The 26,289-nt window shown below is 68.2% G+C and carries 23 protein-coding genes; 4 read left to right on the top strand and 19 right to left on the bottom strand.

Going from position 1 to position 26,289, the window contains the following annotated elements:
* Window positions 1-56: 56 nt before the first annotated feature.
* The 4 genes from pyrH to O5I81_RS08410 form a co-directional block, all read right to left on the bottom strand.
* Window positions 57-779 carry a UMP kinase gene (pyrH, locus tag O5I81_RS08425; protein WP_271068499.1) on the bottom strand — a complete coding sequence of 241 codons (723 nt, stop codon included), beginning with the start codon at window positions 777-779 and terminating at the stop codon, window positions 57-59.
* A 97-nt stretch (window positions 780-876) separates the two neighbouring features.
* A complete protein-coding gene (gene tsf, locus O5I81_RS08420) occupies window positions 877-1,800 on the bottom strand; it encodes a translation elongation factor Ts (RefSeq protein ID WP_271068498.1) in 924 nt (307 codons plus the stop codon).
* 112 nt (window positions 1,801-1,912) lie between these two features.
* Window positions 1,913-2,815 carry a 30S ribosomal protein S2 gene (gene rpsB / locus O5I81_RS08415; RefSeq protein WP_271068497.1) on the bottom strand — a complete coding sequence of 301 codons (903 nt, stop codon included), beginning with the start codon at window positions 2,813-2,815 and terminating at the stop codon, window positions 1,913-1,915.
* 168 nt (window positions 2,816-2,983) lie between these two features.
* Window positions 2,984-3,361 (bottom strand): hypothetical protein, encoded by a 378-nt coding sequence (locus O5I81_RS08410; RefSeq protein ID WP_271068496.1) that lies wholly within the window; start codon window positions 3,359-3,361, stop codon window positions 2,984-2,986.
* A gap of 50 nt (window positions 3,362-3,411) precedes the next feature.
* Here O5I81_RS08410 and O5I81_RS08405 point away from each other — a divergent pair, with 50 nt between their 5' ends.
* Window positions 3,412-3,882, top strand: a complete 471-nt coding sequence (locus O5I81_RS08405) for a helix-turn-helix domain-containing protein (protein WP_271068495.1) — start codon at window positions 3,412-3,414, stop codon at window positions 3,880-3,882.
* Here O5I81_RS08405 and dnaE read toward each other — a convergent pair.
* The 4 genes from dnaE to O5I81_RS08385 all read right to left on the bottom strand — a co-directional run bounded on the left by dnaE (window position 3,879) and on the right by O5I81_RS08385 (window position 13,453).
* On the bottom strand, window positions 3,879-7,310 hold the full coding sequence (gene dnaE, locus O5I81_RS08400) for a DNA polymerase III subunit alpha (protein WP_271068494.1): 3,432 nt from the start codon (window positions 7,308-7,310) through the stop codon (window positions 3,879-3,881). The genes O5I81_RS08405 and dnaE overlap by 4 nt on opposite strands.
* A gap of 48 nt (window positions 7,311-7,358) precedes the next feature.
* Window positions 7,359-7,448 (bottom strand): cell division inhibitor SidA, encoded by a 90-nt coding sequence (sidA, locus tag O5I81_RS08395; protein WP_271068493.1) that lies wholly within the window; start codon window positions 7,446-7,448, stop codon window positions 7,359-7,361.
* Window positions 7,449-7,579: 131 nt separating this feature from the next.
* The gene (locus O5I81_RS08390) at window positions 7,580-13,063 is read right to left on the bottom strand and encodes a M10 family metallopeptidase C-terminal domain-containing protein (RefSeq protein WP_271068492.1); all 5,484 of its coding nucleotides are present in this window, start codon (window positions 13,061-13,063) and stop codon (window positions 7,580-7,582) included.
* A 72-nt stretch (window positions 13,064-13,135) separates the two neighbouring features.
* Window positions 13,136-13,453: a hypothetical protein gene (locus tag O5I81_RS08385; RefSeq protein WP_271068491.1), complete on the bottom strand. Its 318-nt coding sequence runs from the start codon at window positions 13,451-13,453 to the stop codon at window positions 13,136-13,138.
* A gap of 161 nt (window positions 13,454-13,614) precedes the next feature.
* On the opposite strand from O5I81_RS08385, the gene O5I81_RS08380 reads away from it, so the two are divergent.
* Entirely contained in the window at window positions 13,615-13,983 is a 369-nt protein-coding gene (locus O5I81_RS08380) for a BlaI/MecI/CopY family transcriptional regulator (protein WP_271068490.1), read from the top strand.
* On the top strand, window positions 13,983-15,884 hold the full coding sequence (locus tag O5I81_RS08375; RefSeq protein ID WP_271068489.1) for a M56 family metallopeptidase: 1,902 nt from the start codon (window positions 13,983-13,985) through the stop codon (window positions 15,882-15,884). Before O5I81_RS08380 ends, O5I81_RS08375 begins: the two co-directional genes overlap by 1 nt.
* A gap of 42 nt (window positions 15,885-15,926) precedes the next feature.
* On the opposite strand, the gene O5I81_RS08370 is transcribed toward O5I81_RS08375, so the two are convergent.
* From O5I81_RS08370 to O5I81_RS08350, 5 genes are all read right to left on the bottom strand, one after another.
* Entirely contained in the window at window positions 15,927-16,628 is a 702-nt protein-coding gene (locus O5I81_RS08370; protein WP_271068488.1) for an ABC transporter ATP-binding protein, read from the bottom strand.
* Window positions 16,621-17,874: a lipoprotein-releasing ABC transporter permease subunit gene (locus O5I81_RS08365; RefSeq protein WP_271069012.1), complete on the bottom strand. Its 1,254-nt coding sequence runs from the start codon at window positions 17,872-17,874 to the stop codon at window positions 16,621-16,623. The genes O5I81_RS08370 and O5I81_RS08365 overlap by 8 nt, the downstream gene beginning before the upstream one ends.
* Window positions 17,875-17,911: 37 nt before the next feature.
* Window positions 17,912-19,225 (bottom strand): proline--tRNA ligase, encoded by a 1,314-nt coding sequence (gene proS, locus O5I81_RS08360; protein ID WP_271068487.1) that lies wholly within the window; start codon window positions 19,223-19,225, stop codon window positions 17,912-17,914.
* Window positions 19,226-19,535: 310 nt separating this feature from the next.
* A complete protein-coding gene (locus O5I81_RS08355; protein WP_271068486.1) occupies window positions 19,536-19,916 on the bottom strand; it encodes a limonene-1,2-epoxide hydrolase family protein in 381 nt (126 codons plus the stop codon).
* Between the two features lie 70 nt (window positions 19,917-19,986).
* The gene (locus O5I81_RS08350) at window positions 19,987-20,793 is read right to left on the bottom strand and encodes a helix-turn-helix transcriptional regulator (protein WP_271069011.1); all 807 of its coding nucleotides are present in this window, start codon (window positions 20,791-20,793) and stop codon (window positions 19,987-19,989) included.
* Between the two features lie 142 nt (window positions 20,794-20,935).
* Here O5I81_RS08350 and O5I81_RS08345 point away from each other — a divergent pair, with 142 nt between their 5' ends.
* On the top strand, window positions 20,936-21,361 hold the full coding sequence (locus O5I81_RS08345; protein WP_271068485.1) for a hypothetical protein: 426 nt from the start codon (window positions 20,936-20,938) through the stop codon (window positions 21,359-21,361).
* Between the two features lie 15 nt (window positions 21,362-21,376).
* Here the strand turns inward: O5I81_RS08345 and O5I81_RS08340 are convergent, their stop codons facing one another.
* From O5I81_RS08340 to O5I81_RS08315, 6 genes are all read right to left on the bottom strand, one after another.
* On the bottom strand, window positions 21,377-21,637 hold the full coding sequence (locus tag O5I81_RS08340) for a DUF1467 family protein (RefSeq protein WP_271068484.1): 261 nt from the start codon (window positions 21,635-21,637) through the stop codon (window positions 21,377-21,379).
* Window positions 21,637-22,056, bottom strand: coding sequence for a methylmalonyl-CoA epimerase (mce, locus tag O5I81_RS08335; RefSeq protein WP_271068483.1), 420 nt, complete (start codon window positions 22,054-22,056; stop codon window positions 21,637-21,639). The genes O5I81_RS08340 and mce overlap by 1 nt, the downstream gene beginning before the upstream one ends.
* A gap of 309 nt (window positions 22,057-22,365) precedes the next feature.
* Entirely contained in the window at window positions 22,366-23,067 is a 702-nt protein-coding gene (locus tag O5I81_RS08330) for a rhomboid family intramembrane serine protease (protein ID WP_271068482.1), read from the bottom strand.
* Window positions 23,067-24,749: a ribonuclease J gene (locus O5I81_RS08325; protein WP_271069010.1), complete on the bottom strand. Its 1,683-nt coding sequence runs from the start codon at window positions 24,747-24,749 to the stop codon at window positions 23,067-23,069. Before O5I81_RS08325 ends, O5I81_RS08330 begins: the two co-directional genes overlap by 1 nt.
* A gap of 5 nt (window positions 24,750-24,754) precedes the next feature.
* On the bottom strand, window positions 24,755-25,528 hold the full coding sequence (locus O5I81_RS08320) for a type III pantothenate kinase (protein ID WP_271068481.1): 774 nt from the start codon (window positions 25,526-25,528) through the stop codon (window positions 24,755-24,757).
* Window positions 25,529-26,269 carry a biotin--[acetyl-CoA-carboxylase] ligase gene (locus O5I81_RS08315; RefSeq protein WP_271068480.1) on the bottom strand — a complete coding sequence of 247 codons (741 nt, stop codon included), beginning with the start codon at window positions 26,267-26,269 and terminating at the stop codon, window positions 25,529-25,531.
* Between the last annotated feature and the right edge of the window lie 20 nt (window positions 26,270-26,289).

Genomic DNA, 26,289 nt, shown 5'->3' with positions numbered 1-26,289 from the left:
AGGTCTTCAAATCCCGTCAAGCCGCCGCGCGGTTTTCACGTGAACAGGTTTGTATATCAGGAGTCTTCGGTGATCACCGTGTGCACGCCCTGGCCGTGCAGCACCTTCAGCAGGTTGCCGCGCTCGCGGATCGAGAACACCACGATGGGGATCTTGTTCTCGCGCATCAGGCTGATCGCGGACGCGTCCATGACCTTCAGGTCCTTGGCCAGCACGTCGTGATAGGTCAGGCGGTCATAGCGGGTGGCGGTCTTGTCCTTCTTCGGATCGGCCGTGTAGACGCCGTCGACGCTGGTGCCCTTGAACAGGGCGTCGCTCTGCATCTCCGCCGCCCGCAGGGCCGCGCCGGAGTCGGTGGTGAAGAAGGGGTTGCCGGTGCCGGCGGCGAAGATCACCACCCTGCCCTTTTCCAGATGCCGCTGGGCCCGCCGACGGATCAGCGGCTCGCAGACGGTGGGCATGGGGATGGCCGACTGCACCCGGGTCTGCACCCCGATGCGCTCCAGCGCGTCCTGCATGGCCAGGGCGTTCATGACCGTGGCCAGCATGCCCATGTAGTCGGCGCTGGCCCGTTCCATGCCCTTGGCGGCGCCGGCCATGCCGCGGAAGATGTTGCCGCCGCCGATCACCAGGCTGAGCTCGACGCCGGCCTCGACCACCTGTTTGATGTCTTCAGCCACGGCCTCGACCGTGGGCATGTCGATGCCGAAGGCGGTCTCGCCCATCAGCACCTCGCCCGAAACCTTCAGAAGCACCTTCTTGTAACGCAGCTTGGTCATGCCAAAGGGCCCTCACCTGAGTCGGGAAATCTACATAAACCAAGGGCGCCCCCAGCGTCAGCCGGGAGCGCCCTCTTTAAGTCGGGTGACAGACGGATCAGTTCCCGCCGGTCATCGAGGCCACTTCAGCGGCGAAGTCCGGCGCTTCGGCCTTTTCGACGCCTTCACCCAGGCCCAGACGGACGAAACCCTTGATGGTCGCGCCGGCTTCGGCGACCAGCGCCTTGATGGTCTGGTCGGGGTTCATGACGAAGGGCTGCTCGAGCAGCACGACTTCACGCTGGAACTTGGAGATCTGGCCGTCGACGATCTTGGCGATCATGTTTTCCGGCCGGCCTTCTTCCTTGGCCTTCTCGGTCAGCACGGCGCGCTCACGCTCCACGGCCGCCGGGTCGAGGTCTTCCGACGACAGCGACAGCGGGTTGGTGGCGGCCACGTGCATGGCGATCTTGCGGCCCAGCTCCTGCAGCGTGGCTTGATCGCCATCGCCTTCCAGAGCGACCAGCACGCCGATCTTGCCCAGTTCCGGGGCGACGGCGTTGTGGACGTAGGCCGAGACCGAGCCCTTGGCGACGCTGAACCGGGCCGAGCGGCGCACGGCCATGTTCTCGCCGATGGTGGCGATCAGGTTGGTGACCATGTCCGAGACGACTTCACCGTCGGCGGTCTTGGCGGCGCGCACGGCGTCGACGTCGCCGTCGGTGCCGAGGGCGACAGCCGCGACCTTGCGGGCGGCGGCCTGGAACAGGTCGTTGCGGGCCACGAAGTCGGTTTCGGCGTTCAGCTCGATGACCGCGCCGGTCATGCCGGCGCCGTCGCTCTTCAGGGCCACGGCGACCAGGCCTTCAGCGGCGGCGCGGTCGGCCTTCTTGGCGGCCTTGGACAGCCCCTTGGAGCGCAGCCAGTCGGTGGCCTGTTCCATGTTGCCGTCGTTTTCGACGAGGGCCTTCTTGCAGTCCATCATGCCAGCGCCGGACTTTTCGCGCAGTTCCTTGACGAGGGCAGCGGTGACTTCCGCCATGTTCAGTCCTCCAGTTCGAGTTCTCTAAATAAGGATGCAGCCGGGCCTTTGAGGGCCCGGCTGCGGAAGGGATTGTTCAGGTCCCTCCCGGAGCGCCGGGAGGGCTCCGAAATCAGTTGGCTTCTTCGGCCGGGGCTTCTTCAGCAGCGGCTTCGGCGGCGGGAGCCTCCTCGGCGACGGCTTCCGGAGCAGCGGCTTCAGCGGCCGGGGCTTCTTCGGCGACGGGCGCGGCGGCTTCTTCAGCCACCGGCTCAGGGGTCAGTTCGCGGGCCAGGGTCGGTTCCATCGGCGCGATCTGGGCGCCGAGATCGACGCCCGAGGCGGCCTGACCGGCGGCCATGCCGTCGAGGACGGCGTCGGCGATCAGGTCGACGTACAGCTGGATGGCGCGGGCGGCGTCATCGTTGCCCGGGATCGGGAAGGTGATGCCGTCCGGATCGCAGTTGGTGTCCAGGATCGCGATGACCGGGATGTTCAGCTTGCGCGCTTCCTGGATCGCAATCGCTTCCTTGTTGGTGTCGATCACGAACATGATGTCGGGAATGCCGCCCATGGCCTTGATGCCGCCGAGCGACAGTTCAAGCTTGTCCATTTCGCGCTGCAGGCTGAGGCGTTCCTTCTTGCCCCGGCCCTGACCTTCGCCGCCGAGCAGGCCTTCCAGCTCGCGCAGACGGGCGATCGAGCCCGAGATGGTGCGCCAGTTGGTCAGGGTGCCGCCGAGCCAGCGGTGGTTCACGTAGTACTGGGCGCAACGCTTGGCGGCTTCGGCCACCGGGTCGGACGCCTGGCGCTTGGTGCCGACAAACAGCACGCGGCCGCCGGCGGCGGCGACTTCACGCACCTTCACCAGGGCCTGGTGCAGGAGCGGAATCGACTGCGACAGGTCGATGATGTGGATGTTCGAGCGCGAACCGAAGATGTAGCGGTCCATCTTCGGGTTCCAGCGGTGGGTCTGGTGGCCGAAGTGGGCGCCGGCTTCGAGGAGCTGGCGCATGGAGAATTCAGGCAGAGCCATGTCTGTATCGGATCCTTTTTCCGGTTGTCGCCTCCGCGGGCAATTCCCGACCGGTTGGTCAGGACCGGAACGGATCGGTCGGGATGTCTCCCCGGCCAGCCCGAACGCCCGCGTGCGTGATGGGCGGGGGAGATAGTCGGGATTGGGCGGAAATGCAAGCGGGCGCGGTCAGCCGGCCCCGAAGGACTGCAGGACCGCCGACACGACCAGCAGCGTTCCGACCGTGAGGATGAAGCCGAAAGTGGTCTGCGAGCGCCGCCAGCCGCCGGTGCGCCACATGATCGCCGCGCCGCCGAAGTTTGAGACGAGGCCCATGGCCACCACGCCCCAAGGATACTGCCCCTGCCCGATCAGCCACAGGCCGTAGCCGTATCCGACCAGCACGGCCAGGATCGACACGCCATACAGCCGGAAGGTCGCCACCATCGCCGCCGGCAGCGCCACGCCGCGGCCGAGCCGCTCCGGCGAAGCGAGCAGCAGCGGGCCGGCGATCAGCGGCAGGCTGCCGAGAATCTTGAAGACGAGGACGAGCGCGAGAAAGGTCATAGCTGGATTCCGATTTTGAACCTAGCTCTTGTTCGCCTACCTAGGTTCAAATGTCAAACCCATCCTTTCCCGAACCGGTCCGCCGCGCGCCGGTCTCCTGCGAAGACTGTGGCCTGGCCGCCGCCAGCGACCTGCTCGGCGACCGCTGGACCCTGCTGGTGATCCGGGAGGCCTTCTACGGGGTGGCGCGCTTCGACGATCTGGCTTCCGATCTCGGCGCGCCCCGGGCAGCGCTCAGCGACCGGTTGAGGGCCCTCTGCGACGCGGGCGTGCTGGAGAAGGTCGCCTATCGGGAACCGGGGCGGCGGGAGCGGCACGAATACAGGCTGACCGCCTGCGGCCGGGACCTCGCCCTCCCTCTGCTGGGCTTGATGGCCTGGGGCGACCGCTGGCTGCGCCGGCGACCGCCGGGGGCCGCAGCGGTCGAGGCCGACGGCGGAAGCGCCCTGCAGCTGGCGCTCGTCGATCCTGACGGTCGGCCGGTGGCGGCGGACCGGCTGCGGCTGGTTCCCGCCGCCTAAACGTCTTCCAGGTAGGCCACGCCCGGCGCCGTCTTCAGCGCGCCGCGCAGCGACGCGTCCAGCGAGTAGAACCCGGGCAGCTTCATCTCGATCTCGCGGCCGCCGCCGATGCCGGCCACGAGGATCACCTCGCCGCCGCGTTGGGACGCGGCCCGGGTCAGGCGCTGCTTCAGGCTGTCGATCTCGGCCGAGCCAGAGGAGATGTGCACCCGCAGCCCCGCCGCCACCGCCTCGAGGGACTGGTCGACCGGCTCGGCGTCGTCGCCGAAGAAGCGGACCTCGCCGTCCTTGGACTTGGCCCTCACCCGAATGACAACCGCCTTGCCGGGCTCCAGAATGTCGCGGCATTTGCGCAAGGACTCGGGCGGGAACAGCACCTCGTACTCCCCGGTCGGGTCCGACATCGAGACGAAGGCGAACTTGTCGCCGCTCTGGCTGGCCCGTTCCTGGCGACGGCGCACGATGCCGGCCATCTTGAAGGCGTCGCGGCCGGCCTCGGCCTCAGGCAGGGCGTCCTGCAGCAGGGTGACCCGGCGGCGCTGCAGAACCTTGACCATGTCCTCCAGCGGGTGACCGGTCAGATAGAAGCCGACAGCGGCCAGTTCCTCGTCGAGGCGGCGGATCTGGTCCCAGGGCTCGACCTTGGGCAGGCGCGGACGCGAGGCCTCCGACTGGTCGCCGCCGAACAGACTGACCTGCGAAGAGGCGCGGTCGGCGGCCAGGCTCTGGCCGTGGGCGATCAGCACATCGGCGGCGGCGACGATCTGACCGCGGCTGGGATGGATGCTGTCGAAGGCCCCGGCCCGCGCCAGGCCCTCGAGCGCCCGCTTGTTGACCTGCTTGGGATCGAGCCGCTCGACGACGTCGAAGATGTCCTTGAACGGCCCGCCCTCGTTGCGCACCTCGACCAGGTGTTCCATCGCCGAAAGGCCGACGTTGCGCACCGCGCCCAGGGCATAGAGCACCTCGCCGTCCTCGACCTCGAAGTCGGCGCCCGAGCGGTTCACGTCCGGAGCCCGCACCGGCACACCGGAGCGGCGGGCATCCTGGTAGAAGACCGCCAGCTTGTCGGTGTTGGAGATGTCGAGGCTCATGGAGGCGGCCATGAACTCGACCGGCGCGTTGGCCTTCAGCCAGGCGGTCTGGTAGCTGATCAGCGCATAGGCGGCGGCGTGGGACTTGTTGAAGCCGTAGCCGGCGAACTTCTCGACCAGATCGAAGATCGACCGGGCCTGGTTCGGATCGACGCCCTTGGTCTCGGCCCCGGCCACGAAGCGGACCTTCTGGGCGGCCATCTCCTCGGGCTTCTTCTTGCCCATGGCGCGGCGCAGCAGGTCGGCGTCGCCCAGGCTGTAGCCGGCCAGGATCTGGGCGATCTGCATCACCTGTTCCTGGTAGACGACGATGCCATAGGTCTCCTTCAGCACCGCCTCCAGGGTCGGGTGAAGATAGTCGATGGGTTTGCGGCCGAACTTGCAGTCGACGAAGCTGTCGATGTTGTCCATCGGCCCCGGCCGATAGAGCGAGATGATGGCGGTGACCTCTTCCAGGCTCCCCGGCCGCAGCTTGCGCAGGGTGTCGCGCATGCCCTGGCTTTCCAGCTGGAACACCCCGACCGTCTGGCCCGAGCTCATCAACTCGTAGGAGGCGGCGTCGTCGAGGGTCAGGGCCTCGATATCGATCGCCGCCCCGCGCTTGGCCATGTGCTTGAGGGCCCGGTCAATGACCGTCAGGGTCTTCAGGCCCAGGAAGTCAAACTTCACCAGACCGGCGCTTTCGACCCACTTCATGTTGAACTGGGTGGCCGGCAGGTCCGAGCGCGGGTCCTTGTACAGCGGCGTCAGCTCGACCAGCGGCCGGTCGCCGATGACCACCCCGGCGGCGTGGGTCGAGGCGTTGCGGTACAGCCCCTCCAGCCGCAGGGCGACGTTCAGGCACATGGCGACCTGCTCGTCCTCGTCCCGCGCCTGTTTCAGGCGCGGCTCAATCTCGATCGCCTGGGCCAGGGTCGTGGGATTGGCCGGGTTGTTGGGGATCATCTTGGCCAGACGATCGACCAGGCCCAGGGACAGCTGCATCACCCGGCCGACGTCGCGGACCACGGCGCGGGCCTGCAGGGTGCCGAAGGTGATGATCTGGGCGACTTTGTCGTCGCCGTACTTCTGTTGGACGTAGGTGATCACCTCGCCCCGTCGTTCCTGACAGAAGTCGATATCGAAGTCGGGCATCGAGACCCGCTCCGGATTGAGAAAGCGCTCGAACAGCAGGCCGAACCGCAGAGGATCGAGGCCCGTGATGGTCAGCGACCAGGCGACAAGCGAACCGGCGCCCGACCCCCGCCCCGGGCCCACCGGAATCCCATGCGCCTTGGCCCATTTGATGAAGTCCGAGACGATCAGGAAGTAGCCGGAGAACCCCATCTGCTGGATGATCTTCACCTCGAACTCGAGGCGGGCCCAGTAGTCTTCCTCCGGCGCGGCCAACTCGACCGTGGCCAGCCGGGCCTTCAGGCCCTCGCGCGCCTGATGAGCAAGTTCGTCTGGCTCGCTGCGGCCCGCGCCGGTGTCGAAGCGCGGCAGGATCGGATCACGCTTCTTGACCATGAAGGCGCAGCGGCGAGCGATCTCCAGCGTCTGGTCGCAGGCCTCCGGCAGGTCGTTGAACAGGGCCCGCATCTCGGCGGCGGTCTTGAAATAGTGCTCGGCCGTCACCCGCCGCCGCTCGTCCTGGCCGACGAAGGCGCCGTCGGAGATGCACAGCAGGGCATCATGCGCCTCATGCATCGACTTGTCGGGATAGTAGACGTCGTTGGTGGCGACCAGCGGCACGTCGTGAGCGTAGGCCCAGGCGACCAGCCCCGGTTCGGCCGCCGCCTGCTGCGGCAGGCCATGGCGTTGCAGCTCGACATAGAAGCGGTCGCCGAACACGGACCTCATGGCGGCCAGCGTCGCCTCACCCTCGGCGGTCTTGCCGGCGGCGAACAGCGGATCGATCGGGCCGTCCGTGCCACCGGACAGCAGGATCAGCCCCTCGCTGTGGGCGGCGATCTTGCTCCAGGGCACCGAGGGCTCGGACACCGCGTCGATGTCCAGATAAGCCGAAGAACTGAGTTCCGAGAGGTTGAGATAGCCGCGCTCGTTCTGCGCGATCAGCGTCAGGGTCGGGGTCCGGGCCCAACGTTCGGGCGGCCCTTCGCCGATGCCGGTCACCGGCAGCGCGCAGGCGACCAGCGGCTGCACACCCGCCTCCTTGGCGGCGACGGAGAATTCGAGAGCGCCGAACAGGTTGGCCCGGTCGGCGATGCCGATGGCCGGCATGCCCTCGGCGGCGGCCAGCTTCGGCGTCTTGTCGGCCTTGATGGCCCCTTCCAGCAGGCTGTAGGCCGAGCGCACCCGCAAATGGACAAAGCCGTTCGCCAGATCCGCCATCACCTACGTTCAACCTCCGCCTACTGCGGGTTCATCCTTAAGACCGACTCAGGCCGCGACATAGGCCAGCGAGCACATCATCCACACAAAGCTGACCACCGACGCCAGAGCGAGGGTTTCACGAGCAATCTTGGCCATTCGAGCCTCCCCGGTTCAAGTTCCGGGTTTGTTCCTATTCCCGTTTTGTTCCACAGGCAAGTGGAAAGTGGAACAGCGTGTTGGCAGGCTGTGGAGCGCGTCGGGGAGGACCAGCGCCCTCCCCTTCGGCCTTAAAGGAACCAGCCGTCCTTGGGCGCCTCGACCGGCATCGGGCTTGGCAGACCGATGAAGTCGGCTGCGCTGAGGCTGGTCGCCTGGATGCCGGTCAGGGTGACGGAGCTGCCGTCGGCGAAGATGACCTTGGCCCCGCCGGCCAGTTGGACGATCGAACTGTAGCCGCCGAAGGCGGTGACATCGATGCGGTCGATCCCGTCCTGGAAGTCGGCGATGGTGTTGGTCGCCCCGTCGCCCAGACCCAGCACGAAGATGTCCGCGCCCGCCCCGCCGGCCAGGGTGTCCTGACCCGCGCTGCCGATGAGGATGTCGTCGCCGTCGCCGCCGTTGAGCCTGTCGGCGCCGAGCCCGCCTTCGAGACGATCGGAACCACCAAGGCCGTTGAGGGTGTCGTTGCCATCGAGGCCCTGGATCGTATCCCAGCGGTCGTCGCCGTTCAGCGTGTTGGCCCCGATCGTACCGACCAGCGTGCGCTCCGAACCGGGCTCCGACGGAGGCGGCGGTGGGGGCGGAGGCGGAGGCGGCGGTGGTGGTGGTGGTGGTGGTGGTGGTGGCGGCGGGCTGACGCCAGTGATGAAGTCGGCCGCGCTCAGGTTGCCGGCCTGCATGCCGGTCAGGGTCACGTAGCCGCCGTCGGCAAACACCACCTTCGCGCCGGCCGCCATCTGGACGATGGAGCTGTAGACGCCGCCGTAGCCGGAGATGTCGATCAGGTCGGCGCCGTCCTGGAAGTCGGCGATGGTATTGGCGCCATCGCCGGTGGCCAGCACGAAGATGTCGGCGCCGGCCCCGCCGGTCAGGGTGTCCTGCCCGGCCCCACCGACCAGCACATCGTCGCCCTCACCACCAAACAGCTTGTCGGCCCCGAGGCCGCCTTCGAGGCGGTCGGAACCGCCCAGGCCGTTGAGGCTATCGTTGCCGTCGAGGCCCTGGATGAGGTCCCAGCGGTCGTCCCCGTTCAGGGTGTTGGCCCCGATCGTCCCCACCAGCGTCCGTTCCGAACCGGGTCCGGCCGGAGGCGGAGGCGGAGGCGGCGGAGGCGGAGGTGGAGGCGGGCTCGGGTTCTGGAAGGTGATCGCGCCGCTCATCGATGCCAGCGTGGCGCCGACGACTTCGACCTGTGTGCCGTCCGTCAAGCGAATCCGGACGTTGCCGCCCTCGGCCTGCGACCCGGAGCTGGAGAAGCCGTCCAGCCAGATCTTGTCGCCCTCGGCGGCGTTGAAGTCGGTGATCTTGTCGATGCCGTCTCCCGGGCGGATGACGAAGACATCCGCGCCGGCCCCGCCGGTCAACAGGTCGTCCCCGACCCCGCCGATGATGAGGTCGGCGCCGCCGAGACCATCCAGCCGGTCGTTGCCGCCCGTGCCGGTCAAGGTCTCCCCGTCGGCGGTTCCGTTCAGATCGATGCCCGCCACGACCGGTCGGACGAACATCGTGTAGCTGACCCAAACCTCGTAGAAGTTCACCAGGGTCACCGTGCCACCGCCCGTCAGGGTGAAAAGCAGGTTGTTGCCGACCTGGGTCATGCCGCTGTAGCCGCCCACGGCCGTCAGATCGAGGAGATCCTCGGACCAGTCGAAGCCCTCAACGGTATCGGCGCCGTCGCCCGGCCCGAACACATAGGTGTCGCGTCCCGGTCCGCCGTTCAGGATGTCGTTCCCGGCTCCGCCGACCAGCACGTCGTCATCGCCGAGGCCCCGGAGGGTGTCGTCCCCGGCGCCGCCCTCCAGCCTGTCATTGCCCAGGCTCCCGTTAAGCAGGTCTGGCCCGTCGAGACCCTGCATGAGGTCGCGCAGCTCCGAGCCGTTGAGGCTGTCGCCGCTGCTGGTTCCGACCAGGAGCTGGTCGAACCCCGGCGGAACGGTTGGCGGCGGAGGCGGCGGCGGCGGAGGCGGAGGCGGGGGTGGGGGCGGCGGTGGGGGCGGCGGTGCGCTCAGGCCGATGAAGTCGGCGTTGGTCAGGCTGGAGGCCTGCACGCCGGTCAGGGTGACGTAGGAGCCGTCCGAGAAGACGACCTTGGCGCCGGCCGCCAGCTGGCTCTTGGAGGCGATGGCTCCGAAGGCGCTGACGTCGATCCTGTCCACGCCCGAGACGAAGTCGGTGATGGTGTTGGCGCCGTCGCCCAGGCCGATGACGAAGATGTCCGCGCCGGCCCCGCCGGTCAGGGTGTCCTGCCCGGCCGCGCCGACCAGCACGTCGTCGCCGTCGCCGCCGAACATTTTGTCGGCTCCGGCGCCGCCCTCGAGCTTGTCGGAACCGCCGAGGCCATTGAGCGTGTCATTGCCTTCCAGGCCCTGGATGGTCTCCCACAGGTCCGTGCCGTTGATCGTGTTGGCCCCGGCCGTGCCGGTCAGGGTCGCCTGATCACCCGGGACCACCCCGCCCGTGGGCGGCGGCGGCGGCGGCGGAGGGGGCGGTGGCGGAGGAGGAGGAGGGGGCGGCGGTGGCGGCGCGCCGACCAGGCCCCGGAAGTTGTTGCTCGTCAGAAGGTGAGCCTGGAGATTGAACAGCTTGACCGTCACGCCGCTGGCGATGGTCACCAGCGTGTCGTCCCCGACCTGGACGATGGACTGGTAGGTCCCGAAGGCGGTGACATCGATCTGGTCAACGCCCAGTTCGAAGACCGAGATGGTGTCGGCGCCGGACCCGGCCTCGAAGACGAACCGGTCGGCGCCCGCGCCGCCTATCAGACTGTCGTTCGAGCCGCCGCCGATGATGATGTCGTCACCGTCGTCGCCGAAGATCATGTCGGCGCCGGCGTCGCCGGTCAGCTCGTCGTTGCCGGTCCCGCCGTGCATCTCGTCGGCGTCCAGGCCGCCGTTCATCACGTCGGCGCCGTCACCGCCGAACATGCGGTCGCCGCCCTCCATGCCGTACATGCCGTCGTTGCCGGCCTCGCCGTAGAGGATGTCGACCCCCTCGTTGCCGTGCATGCCGTCGTTGCCGTCGCCGCCGTAGATGATGTCGTTGCCCAGGCCGCCGAACAGGTTGTCGTTGCCGCCCATGCCCCGGAGGATGTCCTCGCCCCCCCTGCCTTCCAGGCTGTTGGCCAGGGCGCTGCCGGTCAGGACGTTGGCGAGGTTGTTGCCGTAGATGATGTTGGCCGCGGTCGCGACGCCGTTCTCGATGTTGGCTTCCAGGGTGTAGCCGTTGGCGTCGGTATGGACCGTGTCGATCCCCTCGCCGCCCCACTCGATGGCCCGGTCACCCATGCTCAGGTAGTAGGTGTCGTCGCCGATCCCGCCGCTCAGGTCGTCCTGGCCCAGGTCGATGCCGGCATCGAGGATGTCGTCCCCTGCCCCGCCCTTCAGGATGTCCCAACCGGCCCCGCCGTAGAGGGTGTCGTTGGCATCGCCGCCGTCCAGCTGGTCGTCGCCGTCCAGGCCGTTGAGCGTATCGTCGCCACCCAGGCCGCGCAGCACGTCATTCCAGCTGTCGCCTGTCAGGGTCTCGCCGGCGGCCGAGCCGTCCAGCACCACCGAGGGCGGCGCGGTCTTGCCGATGAACAGGGCGTCGGCCAGCGTCGGCGTCGCGCCCACCAGCCGCAGCGTCACCCCGCTGTCGAAGGTGAACAGGGTATGGCCGCCCGTCTGGGTCACGGTCCGCCAGTAGCCGAAGGCGGTGATGTCGATCTTGTCGTCGGTGGTGCTGAAGTCGGTAATGCTGTCGGCGCCGCCGTTCAGCTCGACGACGAAGACATCCTTGCCGGCCCCGCCGGTCAGGGTGTCGTTGCCCGCGCCGCCGATCAGGCGGTCGTCGCCGGCCTCGCCGAGCAGGGCGTCGTCCCCGGCGTCGCCGAGCAGCCTGTCCTTGTCATCGCCGCCGCGCAGGGTGTCGATCCCGTCGCCGCCTTCCAGCAGGTCGTCGCCCGCCAGGCCGTTCAGGATGTCGTCGCCGCCGAGGCCGCGGATCGAGTCCTTGCCGCCGCCGCCACTGAGGGTCTCGGCGGCCGCCGTGCCCTCGATCGGCGGGGCATAGCCGGCGATGCTGGTCAGGGTCACGGCGCTGGCCAGGACGTTGCGCAACAGCACGGTGACGCCGCCGGCGAAGGAGAGCAGCGCGTCGGCGCCGGACTGGGCCTTGCTGACCCAGACGCCGAACTCGCTGATGTCGAGCAGGTCCGTGCCGAGGGAGAAGTCGGTGATGGTGTCGGCGCCGCCGCCGACCGTGACGTGGAAGAGGTCGGCCCCGTCGCCGCCGGTCAGGGTGTCGTCGCCACCCAGGCCGCGCAGGATATCGGCCCCGGCCCCGCCGCGCAGGATATTGGCCGCGTCATTGCCGAACATGGTGTCGGCCCCCGAGCCGCCGTCGGCGTTCTCGATGACCACGCCCAGGGCGATGGCGACATTGCCCTTCAGGCCGCCGACGTTCGAGAAGGCCGTCTGACGCAGGTCGATGAGCTGGTTCTGCGCATAGCCGGAGAAGTCGAAGGTATCGACGCCGCCGGCGTCCCAGACCGCGAAGATCAGGGCGGCGCCGCCGTCGGCGCTGAACCAGCTGCGCTGGGCGTTGGAGTTGAAGCCGTAGGTGGTGTCGCCGGTGCGGGTGGTGGTGTTGGCGCCGTACAGCCGCTGGGCCGCGGCGATGTCGTGCAGCATGGTGGTGGCCGGGTACAGCGGGCCGAAATCGGCGCCTGTCTCGTACTCGTAGAAGTAGCTCATCACCGTGTACTGGTTGCTGTCCTCGAGATACTCGGCGCTGCCGGCGTAGCTGGGATTACCGCCGTTGTAGTCGCCCGGATGGTCCAGGCCGATGGCATGGCCGATCTCGTGGATCAGGGTGAGCATGCCGGATTCGCCGTTGGCCAGCTCCGTGTACTCGGGATAGCCACGGTTGATCCAGACATCCCCGGACATCTCGTCACCGAACGGCACAAGGCCCTCGGGCATGTAGGCGAAGCCGGCCGTGCCGTCGGTCGCGTCGCTGTAGTTGGCGAACCGGATCATGCCGGTGTTGGAGTAGGTGCTCGGCCCATCCATGTAGACGAAGTTGATGTCGGCGACATCGGCCCAGGCGGTGAGGGCCCGGCTGGCCGCCGTCCGCTGGGCGGCGCTGAACAGCGAGAAGCCATTGATGCCCTCGGTCGAGGCGTAGGACGGCCTGTCCAGCATGAAACTGACCCAGATGGTCGCGCTCTGGCCGATGTGGCCCTGACCGTTCCAGCTCAGGTTGTCGCGGGTCAGTTGCTGGCCCGCCTGGGCATAGGTCAGGGAGGGTTTGCCGGCCGCCTGCGGGCCCTCGCCCTGGCTCGGGGCGAATTTCAGCGCCCCGTACAGCAGCGGCTCAAGGAAGTCGGACGGCTGGGCGAATTCGACCGCCGGCCGGGCGACGCGCACGGTCTCGGCCCCATCGGCCTGGACCCGGCTTTCCGGATCCGCCAGGCGGATCAGATAGCTTTGCGCCGCCTGGTCCGCGTCGGGACGCAGGTCCACCGGCTCGCTGGACGCCCAGTCGAACGAAAGCTGATCTTCAAAGGCCACGGACCAATCCCCCCAACGCAACTAAGGAGGGACCCTAGGCAGCTGCTATCGTGAAGGCAACCAGAACCGGTGTTACTCTTCGTCGCCGTTCATGGGCGGGTTGTGCAGGGCGACGATGTCTTCCAGTTCGGCCCGGCGGATGGCGCGGGTGACGTTCAGGCGCACCAGGATGGTGTTGGCCCCGAAGGTCTTCTTGGCCTTGTCCCAACCGGAGTGGACGCCCTTGTGCAGGCACTCGGTCTCGCCTGCGTAGACCACGGTGCGCTCACCGCCCTTCATCTTGACGAACAGGTAGTTGGCCCCTGTCGGCGACATCGGGCCTTCGCCTTCCAGCGGCTGGTAGCGATAGCCATGGCCCGATTGACCTTCGAACTCGAACTGATGGGCCATACGCGCCTCCCGACTACAGAACTGTTTCTATGGCCTTGTTTGCATGGCGAAATCTGGGCGAGCGGGCGCCGGCCAGAGGGCGCCGGGGACCGGCGTTCGTGACGGTTGACAGCGATACGCTACATTTGTAGCGTACCCGTGACGTCAGACGAGACCCGAGCATGACTCAGCCGCCATCCGACACCGAACTCGAGATCCTCAAGGTCTTCTGGCGCGACGGCGCGGCCAGCGCCCGCGAGATCCAGGCGGCCTTGCCAGAGGCGCTGGACTGGACCGCCTCGACCACCCGCACGGTGCTGGAGCGGATGCGGGCCAAGGGCCTGCTGGTGCGGCGATCGGTGCATGGCCTGGCGGTCTATGAGGCGGCCCAGGCCAAGGCCGACATCCTCGGCGGCGTGCTGCGCCGGGTGATGCGGGTGCTCGAGGTCGAGGGCCCCCTGCCCGCCTCCGCCTTCGCCGGCAGCGCTATCCTCTCGCCCGAAGAGCTGCGCGATCTGGAAGCCCTGCTCAACGCCGAGGAGGAAAAGTGATGGATGGGATCACCCTCTCCCTGCTGATCCTCGGCGCGACCCTGCCCATGAGCGCGCTGGGCCTTGGCGCCGGCCTGCTGGCCGAGCGGATCACCGGCGCGCCGGGTCTGCGCGAGCGGGTCTGGGGCGTGGCCCTGCTGGCCCCGGTGCTGGCCGTCGTCGCCGTGGTGCTGGTCTCGCCGCATCTGTCGCGTCCGGTCCCCGTGGGGGCGCCGGAGACGGATCCGACCGCCGTCATTGTCGACGCGGCCGTGAGCGTCGTTCCGGCGACAACCCCGTTCCAGACCTGGATCGACGTGGCCCGGGTGCTGGCGCCGACGCTGCTGCTCAGCCTCATGCTGCTGGGCATGATCGTCGGTGTGGTGTTGCTTGTCCGCCGCCACGTCCTGCTCGGCCGCCTGCTGGCCAGCGCCCGGCCGCTGGACGACGAGGCCCTGATCGCCGACCTCGACCGCCAGGCCGCCGCCCTCAAGGTTCGCGCCCCGGCCTTGAAGGCCTCCGACCGGGCCGGCAGCCCGCTGCTGGCGGGGCTGGTCCGCCCCACGATCATCATTCCCCGGGTTCTGACCAAGCTGCCGACCCCGCGCCTGGCCCTGATCTGCGGCCATGAGCTGGCCCACCTCAAGCGCGGCGACAACCCGCGCGCCTGGGCCGAGGGCGTGCTGCTGGCGATCATGTGGTTTAACCCCTTCATGGCCATGATCCATGCCCGGCTGAACGCCGCCCGCGAGGAGCATTGCGACGCCATCGCCCTCAACCAGGCCGATCCCGCCGCCCGCCGCGCCTATGCCGAAACCCTTCTCGAAACGCTCCGCCTCAGCGCCGGCCCGGAGCCGCAATCCGCATTCATCGGCGCCGGAAGGAAGACCGCCATGCGTCTCAAGGCCATTCTGAAGCCCCACGCCCCCGCCTCCCTGCGCGCCAGGGCCAGCGTCATCGCCATCGGCGCCGTCCTGGCCCTGTCGATCGGCGGGGCCAGCGTCGCCCTGGCCATGCAGGCCGCGCCCGAACGCGCCATCGCCGGCCGCGCCTCGCAGTGGAAGCAGTCGATGCAGGACAATGCGCTGGCGCCCAAGGGCGAGATCCAGGTCGCGGCCGACCAGATGCGGGTCAAGGGCGGCGTCGCCTACTGGAGCGGCCGGCCGGTCATCGTCCTGACCCCGGCGACGGGCGATCCGGGACGTGATGCACAACTGGCCGGCGTGACCTTCCTGGTCAACGGCAAGGCCGCCCCCGCCGACTTCACGCCCAACGCCCTCGACGCCAAGGACATCGGCCTGATCAAGGTGCGGCAGCGGACAGACGACGAGGACGGCCCGACCGTCGTCGATATCGTCATGGCCCCCGCGGCGCCGCCCGCGCCCCCGGCTCCGCCCGCCCCGGCGCCCGAGCCGCCGCCGGCCCCGCCGACGCCGCCGTCGCCCATGACAGCGCCGACCCCGCCCACGCCGCCCACCCCGCTGACGCCGATGACCGCGCCGACGCCGCCGACGCCGCCCCTCGCGCCCCTGGCCCGCCTCCAGGCTCCGCCGGCGCCCCCTGCCCCGCCGGCTCCGCCGAAGCCGCCAGAGTTTGGCCGGCCGGTCTTCGAGGCCCGCCCGACCGGGGCCGACGTCGCCGCTGTCTACCCCCGCAAGGCTCTGGAGGCGGGGTTGTCCGGTCGGGTCGTGCTGTGGTGCAAGACGACGCCGGCAGGCTTGCTCACCGACTGCGAAACCCACGGCGAAACGCCTGCGGGCAACGGGTTCGCCGAAGCGGCCCTGAAGCTGGCGCCGAAGTTCAGGCTTCGGCCTGTGATGTCGGATGGTTCACCCGCCGGGTTCGGAAACATCAACCTGCCGATCATGTTCGGCGCGCCGACTCCCATGCCTGCGCCGCGTCCCGCGCCAACCGCGCGGTAAGGAAGAGGGGACACGTTGGATCAGCGTGTCCCCGTTTCCGCTCTAGAACCGCCGCTCTTCGAGTAGCCCATCCTTCAACGCGAACACCCGGTCCATGTAGCGGGCCAGTTCCAGATTGTGCGTGGCGATCAGGGCGGCGACGCCCTGGTCGCGAACCGCGTCGTGCAGGGTCTTGAAGACGGCGGCGGCGGTGTCAGGGTCGAGGTTGCCGGTCGGTTCGTCGGCCAGCAGCAGCTTCGGCTCGTTGGTCAGGGCCCGGGCGATGGCCACCCGCTGCTGCTCGCCGCCCGACAGCTGGGCCGGCTGGTGGTCGGTGCGTTCCGACAGACCCATGCTGGCCAGCAGGCCTTCGGCGCGGGCCTGGGTCCAGGCCTTGTCGCGGCCCTGGATCAGGGCCGGCAGGGCGACGTTCTCCAGCGCCGTGAACTCGGGCAGCAGATGGTGGAACTGGTAGACGAAGCCGATGCTGGACAGCCGCAGCAGGGTGCGGGGCCGATCGCCGAGGTTGGTGCAGTCCTGGCCGGAGATGAACACCTGGCCCTCGGTCGGATGCTCCAGCAGGCCGGCGGCGTGCAGCAGCGACGACTTGCCCGAACCGGACGGCCCGATCAGCCCGACGATCTCGCCCGGCATGACGTCGAGGTCGACGCCCTTCAGCACCTCCAGCGGGCCGGAGCCGGCGTTGTAGGTGCGTTTGACGCCCCTAAGCGAAAGAGTGGGCAGGCTGAGGGTCGGGCTACTCATAGCGAAGCGCCTCGACCGGATCGAGACTGGCCGCCCGCAGAGCCGGCGGCAGGGTGGCGATGAAGCTGACCAGCAGCGACACCCCGACAATCAGCGCCACCTCGCCCCACTCGATGCGGGCGGGGATGTGGGTCAGGAAATAGACGTCGGCGTTGAAGACGCTGGTCCCCGTCACCCATTCCACGAACTTCTGAATGGACTGGATGTTCATGCAGAACAGCACGCCGAGGATCAGCCCAGCCAGGGTGCCGGCCACGCCGATGCTGGCCCCGGCCATGAAGAAGATGCGCAGGATGGAATTCTTGGTCGCGCCCATGGTGCGCAGGATGCCGATGTCGCGGCTCTTGTTCTTCACCAGCATGATGAGGCCGGAGACGATGTTGATCGCCGCGATGACCACGATGCAGAACAGGATGAAGCGCATCACCGTGCGTTCCACCTGCAGGGCGTTGAAGAAGCTCTGGTTTTTCTCGGTCCAGTCGCTGACGCTGGCCCCCGGTCCCGCCGCCTGGCGGATGGCCGGCTTGAGGCCGGCGGCGGCGTCCGGGTCGTCGAGCTTGACCTCCAGCACATCGACGCTGCCCTCCTTGCCGAAAAACAGCTGGGCCTGCTCGAGCGGCATGTAGGCGAAGGCCTGGTCGTATTCGCTCATGCCGACGCTGAAGAGGCCGCCGACGGTGTAGTCCTTCTGGTTGGCCGACATGCCGAAGGCCGAGGGCGAGCTGGAGGCGGCGACCAGGGTGACCGCATCGCCCGGACCGACGCCCAGCTGCATGGCCAGACGGTCGCCGAGCAGGATGAGGTCGCCGCCGAATTCGCCCTGGCCGTAGCCCTCGATCGAGCCGCCGGGCTTGATGGTTCTGGAGACCAGCGGGGTGGCTTCGAGGTCCTTGCGGCTGACGCCGCGCACGATGGCCCCGCCGGCCTGGCCGCGACCGACGATCATCACCTGGCCCTCGATCATCGGGGTGACCTGGGCGACGCCGGGCAGGTTGCGGATGCGCTGCACCACGCCGTCCCGCTGGCCATCGGACAGGGGCAGCTGGCCGACCACATAGGCGTGGCCATTGAAGCCGAGGATTTTGTCGAGCAGTTCGGTGCGGAAGCCGTTCATGACGCTCATCACCACGATGAGCACCAGCACGGCGGCCCCGATGCCGAGGAAGGCGAGGATGGAGATCAGGGCGACGCCCGCGTCCTGGCGCCGGGCGCGCAGGTAGCGGCCGGCGACGGCGCGCTCCCACATCCCGAACGGCGCGGCCTTGCCCCCGGCTTTGCTCACCTTAAGCGAGCTCCGCCAGCACGGCGTCGAGGGCGGCGACCGAGCGTTCGCCGGTGGCGCGCACCTTCACTTCCACATTGCCCTCCGCGATGGACTTGGGGCCCACGACGATCTGCCGGGGGATGCCGATGAGGTCCATCGTTGCAAATTTCGCGCCGGCCCGCTCGTCGCGGTCGTCGTAGAGCACCGCCTTGCCGGCCGCCCTGGCCGCCGCATAGGCCTTTTCGCAGGCGGCGTCGCAGGCCGCGTCGCCGGACTTCAGGTTGATGATGCCCAGGTCGTAGGGGGCGACGGCGTCCGGCCAGATGATGCCGCCCTCGTCGTGGCTGGCCTCGATGATGGCGCCCAGCAGGCGCGAGACGCCGACGCCGTAGCTGCCCATGTGGACCGGGGCGCTGACGCCGTCCGGGCCGGCGACGTTGGCCTTCATCGGCTTGGAATACTTCTCGCCGAAATAGAAGATATGGCCGACCTCGATGCCGCGGGCCGACAGTTGCTTGTCGGCGGGGACGGCGCCGAAGGCCGCCTCGTCGTGCATCTCCTCGGTGGCCGCGTAGAGGGCCGTGCGCTGGTCGACCAGCGGCTGCAGGTCGCCGTCGAAATCGACGTCGGGGCCGGGGGCGCCCATCTCGACCAGGTCCTTGTGGCAGAAGACCTGGCTCTCGCCGGTGTCGGCCAGGACGATGAACTCGTGGGAGAGATCGCCGCCGATCGGGCCGGTGTCGGCCTTCATCGGCACCGCCTTCAGGCCCATGCGGGCGAAGGTGTTGAGGTAGGCGATGAACATGCGGTTGTAGGACCGCCGCGCATCGGCCTCGTTGAGGTCGAAGCTGTAGGCGTCCTTCATCAGGAACTCGCGACCGCGCATGACGCCGAAGCGCGGGCGGCGCTCGTCGCGGAACTTCCACTGGATGTTGTAGAGGTTGAGCGGCAGGTCCTTGTAGCTCTTCACCGAGGCCCGGAAGATGTCGGTGACGACCTCCTCGGCGGTGGGCCCGTAGAGCAGCTGGCGATCGTGGCGGTCGGTGATGCGCAGCATCTCGTCGCCGTAAGCTTCGTAGCGGCCGCTTTCCTTCCACAGGTCGGCGAGCTGCAGGGTCGGCATCAAGAGTTCGATGGCGCCGGCGCGGTCCATTTCCTCGCGGACGATCTGCTCGATCTTCTTCAACACCCGCAGGCCCAGCGGCAGCCAGGCGTAGATACCGGCCGCCTCCTGGCGGATCATGCCGGCGCGCAGCATGAGTTGATGGGAGACGATCTGGACGTCGGCGGGCACTTCCTTGAGCACCGGCAGAAAAAAGCGCGACAGGCGCATGGCAACCCCGTTGTGAATTCGGCGCTGACTTAGCCGGTGGGGGTGTTGATTGGCAACGACAGCGGGCGAAAAGAAGGCCGCCGGGTCAAACCCAGGCGGCCTCCAAGTCAATCGTCGGGGAACATACGCCACGGAAACACCAGCGGGCGAGGCCCGCTCTCCGAGCCTTGAGAATGCATGGGACTCGGCGCGGGGTGCAGTGAAGACGGTCGGCAAGCTCAGCAATCGTCGATGTGACTGCCGATTGTGCAGCCGGGGCCGAACCGGGCGCCCATTTTTTCGGCGCAATCGCGGAGCGGACTGATCCGCCTCAAGCCTCCGGCAGTTGGGACAGGATCGTCGGCGCGTCGAAGTAGTCACGCCAGTAGGTGATCAGCCCATTGTGGACCTCGAAAACACCGGTCACCGGCAGCTCGACCCATTTGTCGCCAAACAGGTGCCGATCCAGCCGCTCCAGGAAGACGACCGGCCCGTCGACGGCCGCGCGCAGGACACGGAACTCGTTCTCGCGGGTCGGGGCGAAGAAGGGCTCGAGGACCGCCCTGACCGCGGCCGGCCCGCGCACCGCGCCGAGGGGCGGAGGGTTGATGTAGTCGCAGTCGTCGGCGACCAGCTTCAGGGCCGCATCATAGTCCAGCGGCTCCATGAGCTTCATGAACTGGCGGACGACGTCGATCGGGGAACTGGACATTTGCGGTCTCCGGGGTTGGATCTGATGCGATCCTGAAAGACCGCCTCCCCCGCCGCAATTACGCCGGGGGTTATCGTCTGGCGGCGTTGCGGAACAGGGCTTCGGTTTCCGGGTCGGCGGGGAAGAGAGTCTCGATCCGAAGCTCGTCGGCGGTGACGTCCTGGGCCGTGCCGAAGGTGGCGACGATCGCGAACATCGACATCTTCAGGTCCCCCACCTGCATCTCGAACGGCATCACGGGTAGGAGCGCGGTGTCAGCGGCGGACCACAGGATGGTGTCGGGTTGAAGCGGCGCGAGGTCGTTCAGCACCGCCTGCATCTCCAGACCTCCCAGCGTCTCGGCTTCTCTTTGGGCGCGGCTCCACATCAGGGGACCGACCGCTGACCAGTTGGTGACGAAGGGGCGGATGCCAAGCGGGTGGAAGAACAGGCGCATCAGGTTGCGTTGCTCGCCACCGATCCTGGCCCAGATGTCGTCGCCCAGCATGGCCCCCATCTGGTCGAATGACTTGTTCGACATCCGCACATTCCAGGCCCGGTCCAGGGCAAGGGCCGGGAAGGGCTCGTGCGCCGTCAGCATCATGCGCACGGCGCTCAGGACCTGACCCATCTGAGGATCTTCCAGGGCGCGGGTGCGGAACAGTGGGGCAAACCCTGCAGCGGTCAGCCAGGCGTTGCGGTCACGCAGGGGGACCTCCAGCGTTTCGCTCAGTTGCAGGATCATGTTGCGACTGGGATTGGCCCGGCCCGATTCCAGGAAGCTGACATGCCGTTGCGAGACCCCGGAAGTGAGCGCCAGGTCCAGTTGCGACAGCCGGCGCTTCAGACGCCATTCGCGCAGCAGCCTTGGAAAGCCTGCCTCAGCCTGCGGGATCATGGTGGACACGTCTGGGACCTCGCCGTTGCGGGACTGTCGCCCGGACACGGCGTCAGTTCAACGACCCGGGAGGTAATTGACCCGCTCCCGCCGATGACGGGAAGGATGGTCGAAACCGATACGAACGAGAGGAAAACTCAACATGTCTGGCTTCTGGCGCGGGTGGTTTCTGGCCTGGTGCATTTCCATCGGTCTGTTCGGGGCAGTGCTGTGCGGCGGCGCTTTTGAAGCCACCAGCGGACCCATCCGCCTGTTGCTGAGCACCCTCAACAGCGCGGCCGATCCCCGCTTCGACGCAACCCTGCGGTTCAGCCTGGGCGTGATGGGGGCGGTGTCGATCGGCTGGGCGGTGACCCTGGCCTTTGTCGTCCGGGCCGCCCTTGCGATGGAAGACCGGGCCCGGCCAGTGTGGAACGCCATCACAGCGGGCATGATCAGCTGGTTCGTGATCGACTGCACCCTGTCGATCGCCACGGGCTTCGGGCTGAACGTGCTGCCCAACCTCGTCCTGGCAGGGATGTATCTGGTCGGTCTGATCGGCGGCGGCGCCCTCAAGCGCGGCGGATGACGGACAGAGCCGCGCCTATTCCCAGTGCGCCAGCGACGGCATCGGGATCCAGTGGAAGTGCAGGGCCAGCATCAGCAGGGCCCAGGCGATGAAGGACACCCAGGTGGTGGTGATGAACTTCTTCTTGAGGTTGGGATTGACCGGCGCGCCGGGGTCGCCGCCGTCGGTCACCTTGATGCCGGACTCGTGGTAGCTGCGGCTGCCCAGCGGCAGGACGACGAACAGGGTCGTCCACCAGATGGTCAGGTAGACGGCGAAGGCGGTCAGCGGGCCCATCAGTGGTGATCGCCCTTCGGCGTTTCCATCAATTCCACGAGCATGCCGCCCATGTCCTTGGGGTGGATGAAGATGACCGGCGTACCGTGCGCCCCTATGCGCGGTTCGCCAAGCACGGTCGCGCCCTTGGCCTTCATGTCGTCGCGGGCGGCGATGATGTCCTCGACCTCGAAGCAGATGTGGTGCTGGCCGCCCTTGGGGTTCTTGGCCAGGAAGCCGTGGATCGGCGAGGATTCGCCGTAGGGCTCGATCAGCTCGATCTGGCTGTTGGGCAGGTTGACGAAACAGACCCAGACGCCCTGTTCCGGCATCGCCCATTTGTCGGTGATGGAGGTCGCGCCGAGCACGTCGCGATACATCTTCACCGCTTCGTCGATGGAGGGGGTGGCGACGCCGACGTGGTTGAGTTTGCCGATCATGGGGAGTCCTGCCTGGATGATGCGCGGATGTCCTACACCGGTTGGCGCGCCGCCTCCACCGTGACGAAGGGTCAGCCGGGGCGTTCCCGGAAGGTGGTTTGCCGAAGCGGGGCCATCTTACCACGGCCACGGACAAGGCGAGTCGGTTTTTTCGTGATTTTACAACACCCTCTGACCACCTGGGCGCCCACCCGAGACCGATATCAGGACCACCCCAAACCCCTCAAATGACCCACCGAAAACCACCGGCGCGCTGCCGTACGAGGAGTCGGCGCCTCTGCCGTCGCCGCCAGCTGACATACCCGGGATTCAAAAAATCGGACGAGCCCGGAACACCGGCAGGCCGATGAGCAGGAGGCCGGCGAGGTAGCCGCCCAGGTGCGCCTCCCAGGCGATGCCGCCGTAGCTCATCTGTCCGGACAGCAGAGCCGGCACGAGGATGATGGCCATGATCACCAGGTTGCTGACGATGGCGCTTTGGGTCTGTTTCCAGACCTGGCGGGAGAAGATGGGCGCGAGGCTGCCGTTCGGGCCAAGCCGGGCGCTGGCGCCCCAGAGGCCGAAGATGGCCCCGGAGGCGCCGATCATCGGCACGGCGCTGGTCGGATGGAGGACGAGGTAGACGGCGTCGCCGAGCAGGCCGCAGAGCAGGTAGAAGGCGAGATAGGTCACCAGGGCGCGGCCGTCCCGGCCGAAGCGCAGGGCGACGATCGGGCCAAGCTGGGCCAGGGCCAGCATGTTGAAGATCAGGTGGGCGATGCCGGCATGCATGAACATGCTGGTGAACGGCGTCCACCAGCGGCCCTGGGCCAGGGCGGCGGCCGACAGGCCACCCCAGTCGATGCCGAGATTGGCGTCGCCCGACAGCATGCGCCCGGTCTGCCAGACCGCGACCAGCAGGATCGCGACCGTGACCACGATGTTGGGCCAGGCCAGCTTCCACAGCTCGACCAGGGTCAGCGGGCGGGGCGGCGGGGGTTGGTCTGACCAGGGTCCGGGCGCGTCGGCCATCAGATGCGCAGCACCACGGCCTCGACCATCGGCTTGCGTTCCCAGATGCGGTAGGCGCCCTTCTTGACCACGCGGCAGATGGCCTGCTCGACGATCTCGTCGAAGGCGCGGTCCTCGCCGGGGATCTTGCGGATCGCCTGTTCGGCCTCGTCGGCCAGATCGTCCAGGGCGTCGTCGAGGGGATATTCCTCGTCGCCGGGCAGGCCCAGCGCCCGGACCTGCGGGCCGCTGACCAGCTTGCCCTTGGCGTCGAGCACGACCGACACGGTCAGGGCGCCGTTGAAGGCGGCGTGGCGGCGCTGCTTGAGGGCGTCGCCGTTCTCGGGCGTCAGGACCCCGGCATCGACGTACAGGCGGCCGGCGGGGACTTCATCGATGATCGAGGGGTGGCCGGGGGCCAGGCGGACCATGTCGCCGTTGCGCGGCGTGACGGTCATCGGCACCTGCAGGTCCTTGGCCAGGGCGGCGTGTTCGAGCAGGTGGCGGCGCTCACCGTGGGTGGGGACGGCGATCTGCGGCCGGGCCCACTGGTACATCTGCTTGAGCTCGTCGCGGCAGGGGTGGCCGCTGACGTGGATGCCGGGGTGGTCGCGCTCGGTGTAGAGGCGCACGCCGCGGTCGGCGAGGCCGTTCTGCAGAGCGCGGATCGAGACCTCGTTGCCGGGGATGACGCGGCTGGAGAAGATGGCGTGGTCGCCCTTGCCAAGTGTGATGTGCGGATGGGTGCCGGAGGCGATGCGCGAGAGGGCGGCGCGGGCCTCGCCCTGGCTGCCGGTGCACAGGTAGAGGATGGTGCTCTCGGGGAAGTAGCCGGCTTCCTTTTCGCTGACGAACTCGGCCGTGCCCTTCATCAGGCCCACCGACTTGGCGGCGGCGGCCATGCGGTGCATCGAGCGGCCGACCAGGCAGACACGGCGGCCGGCGGCCTCGGCGGCGCGGATGACGGTGTCCATGCGGGCGACATTGGAGGCGAAGCAGCCGACGGCGATCTTGCCCTTCAGCGAGCCGATCAGCTTGGTCATGGCGACGCGGACCTCGCCTTCCGATCCGGCGACGCCGTCCACGAAGACGTTGGTGCTGTCGCAGACCATGGCCAGCACGCCTTCGTCGCCGAGGCGGCGGATGGCGGCGGCGTCGGTGACGGCGCCGAGCAGCGGGTCGGGATCGATCTTCCAGTCGCCGGTGTGCAGGATGGTGCCCAGCGGCGTGCGGATGGCCAGGCCGTTCGGCTCCGGGATCGAGTGGGTCAGGGTGATCAGTTCGAGCTCGAACGGTCCAAGCTCGATGGAGCCGCCCAGCGCCACCTCGGTGATGTGGACCTCGTCGAGGAGACCCTTCTCGCGCAGCTTCTCGCGCAGCAGGAAGGCGGTGAACGGCGTCGCATAGACCGGCGCCTTGAGGCGCGGCCAGAGCCAGGCGACGGCGCCGATATGGTCCTCATGGGCGTGGGTCAGGACGATGCCGAGGATATCGTCGGCATAGGCCTCGATGAAGGTCGGATCGGGCAGGATGACCTCGACGCCGGGCGTCGTCTGGTCGCCGAAGGTGATGCCGAGGTCGACGACGATCCACTTGCGGGCCTCTTCCGGCCCATAGCCGTAGAGGTTGAAATTCATGCCGATTTCGTTGGAGCCCCCCAGCGGCAGGAAGATGAGTTCGTCGCTCGGAGAAGGCTTAGTCATATCGGTCAAGTGGTGTTCCTGCGGTGGATTTCCAGCAGACCCCGGATCGTGAGGTCGCCGTCGAAATGGTCGATGGCGTCGGTGGCGCCTTCGAAGAGGGAGAAGACGCCGCCGGTGGCGACAACGGTCAGGTGGCCGCCGCGTTCATCCTTGATGCGTTTGATCAGCCCCTCGATGAGGCCGATGTAGCCCCAGAAGACGCCCGACTGCATGGCGGTGACCGTGTCAGTGCCGACGACGCGGTTGCGCTCGGGCCGCTGGATGGCGATGCGCGGCAACTTGGCCGCCGCCTCATGCAGGGCCTGCATGGAGAGGTTGATGCCGGGGGCGATAACGCCGCCCTCGAAGCCGCCATCGGCCCCGATGACGTCGAAGGTGGTGGCGGTGCCGCTGTCGATGACGATCAGCGGGCCCGGATAGACGATGTGGGCGCCGATAGCGTTGACCAGCCGGTCGGCGCCGGCCTCGCTGGGCTTGTCGATGCGCACCGGGATGCCGAGCTCGGCGTTCTCGCCGATGACCAGCGGCTCGACGTGCAGGTAGCGGCGCGAGAGATTGCGCAGGTTGAACAGCGACTGCGGCACGACGCTGGAAATGATGCAGGCGGTCAGGGCGCCGAGACTCATGCCTGACATGGCCAGCAGCTGGGCCAGCCAGACGGCATATTCGTCGGCCGTGCGGGTGCTTTCGGTGGCGGTGCGCCACTGGGCGATCCAGTCCTTGCCGTCATGCACGGCGAAGAGGGTGTTGGTGTTGCCCTGCTCGATGGCCAGCAGCATTCAGCGGTCTCCGAAAAACACGTCGCCCGCCGTGATGCGGCGCAGCATGCCGTCTGGCAAGCGCAGTCTGAGCGATCCGTCGGGATCGAGGCCCTCGGCCACGCCTTCAACGGTTTCGTTGCCCAGGCGGGCGACGCAGGGCTCGCCGATGCCGTGCGCCCGGCGCATCCAGGCGTCGGCGATGGCCGGGAAGCCGAAGCGGTCCCAGACCTCCTGCCAGCGGGCGAAGGCGGTGGCCAGCACGGTGAGGGCGTCGAGGGGCGCCGGCGGCGGGGCGGTCATGTGGGCGGCGAAGGTGGTGGCGGGCCGCTCGGGGTTCTCGGGGGCCTCGGCGAGGTTGACCCCGATGCCGACGGCCAGCCACAGGCCGCCGAGCGGGCTGGGGCCGGATTCGATGAGGACGCCGCTGGTCTTGCGGCCGCCGATCAGCGGATCGTTCGGCCATTTCAGGGTGACGAGGCTGGCCGGCACATAGGCGTCGGCGAGCTCGGCCACCGCCAGGGCGGCGACGAAGCTGATCTGCGCCGCCTCGCCGGGCGGGCGCTGGGTGGTGAGCAGCAGGGTGGCGGCGAGGTTGCGCCCCTGCCCCGTTTCCCAGGCCCGGCCGCGGCGGCCGCGCCCGGCGGTCTGACGGCGGGCGGTCAGCCAGACCGGGCCCATCTCGCCGGCTTCGGCGCGACGGCGGGCCTCGGCGTTGGTGGAGTCGATTTCGTCGTAGGCAATGATTGGAGGCGTGTTCACTTAGACGGCGATCGCTACTT

This window comes from Caulobacter sp. NIBR1757 (assembly GCF_027912495.1).
Lineage (GTDB): Bacteria > Pseudomonadota > Alphaproteobacteria > Caulobacterales > Caulobacteraceae > Caulobacter.
The sequence above is the reverse complement of the archived record's forward strand: the minus strand, read 5'-3'. Positions and strand labels throughout refer to the sequence as shown.